The sequence below is a fragment of the Pseudoalteromonas sp. NZS127_1 genome (assembly GCF_015864295.1).
GTDB classification, from domain to species: domain Bacteria; phylum Pseudomonadota; class Gammaproteobacteria; order Enterobacterales; family Alteromonadaceae; genus Pseudoalteromonas; species Pseudoalteromonas arctica.
Window position 1 is genome coordinate 1 of the sequence record NZ_JADYXO010000056.1, and the last position, 1293, is coordinate 1293.

The window sequence follows — 1293 nt, forward strand, 5'->3', positions numbered from 1 at the left end:
GAGGGCGTTCAGAATTCTGTGTCAGCCTAAATTGCTAAATATCTAGCACACCATCTAACCTACCTTCGAAGTGGATGGCCAATTGCGACAATGTCAGATTCCAGTTATGGATTGGCATTGTCCATTTCTTTGAGGCATTTAATATGCCTGCATACAATAGTTTCATCAAGCTGTTTTCATTAGGGAATCCTCCCTTAGTCTTGGTGAGTCGCCTAAACTGACGATGTACAGCTTCAATCGCATTCGTGGTATAAATAGCTTTACGTACGTAATCTGGATACTTGAAATAAACCGACAGATTGCCCCATTTACGACGCCAAGACGCGATAACAATAGGGTATAACTTGCCCCATTTGGCATCTAATTCGTCAAGAGCGGCTTCTGCTGCATCCTTAGTGGCAGCCTTATAAACGGGTTTCAAGTCAGTCATAAACTCTTTTTGGTGCTTTGAAGCAACGTACTTCATCGAATTACGAATTTGATGAATGACGCACTCCTGCACTTCGGCGTCGGGGTAGATTGTTGCTATTGCTTCAGGGAAGCCTTTTAGTCCATCAACACAGGCAATTAAAATATCGGATACACCACGATTATGTAAATCTGTTAATACTGCTAACCAATAGTTAGCCCCTTCACTTTCAGAGACATATAAACCAAGTAACTCTTTTCGGCCCTCGATATTCACACCTAGCACGGTATAAATAGCCTTACTCACGTAGCGTCCATTTTCTTTAATTTTATAGTGAATGGCATCAAGCCAGATAAACGGGTAAAGCGTATCTAAGCTGCGAGCTTGCCATGCTTTAAGCTCTGGTATCAGCTGGTCTGTTACGGCAGTGATGGTGGCCTCTGATACTTCAACGCCATACATATCCTGTATGTGGCCTCGAATATCTCGATAGCTCATACCTAAAGCAAACATAGATAGGATTTTCTCATCAATTTCAGGCGTTAACTTAGTTTGGTTCTTTTTAACAAGCTGAGGTTCAAACGAACCTGAACGGTCTCTGGGCGTTTCAAGTTCGAATTGGCCTATGGATGACTTAACTGTTTTTTTGGTTGAACCATTTTTACGGTTAACTTGCGTCTCAGATTGTAGATGCTGCTCTAATTCGGCTTTAAGAGCCGCTTCGGTGAGTTGTTTGATTAAGGGTGTTAGAACACCGTCTTCGCCAGTAAGACCTTTACCAGCTTGAAGTTCAGCTAATGCTTTGTTGAAATCGAAAGATTGAGTCATGTGTCACTCCTGTTTTCTTAATAATACTGAAATGACACAGATTTCTAAACACTACC

Annotated in this window: 1 protein-coding gene; it reads right to left on the bottom strand. The window is 41.8% G+C overall.

The genetic code is table 11. From position 1 onward, the window contains the following. Positions 1-34: 34 nt before the first annotated feature. Positions 35-1237, bottom strand: coding sequence for an IS256 family transposase (locus I6F50_RS20095; protein WP_197177149.1), 1203 nt, complete (start codon positions 1235-1237; stop codon positions 35-37). Between the last annotated feature and the right edge of the window lie 56 nt (positions 1238-1293).

What these genes read in the sequence shown, in the direction of transcription:
- I6F50_RS20095 (WP_197177149.1), bottom strand. Translation starts at nt 1,237, where the DNA reads ATGACTCAATCTTTCGATTTCAACAAAGCATTAGCTGAACTTCAAGCT.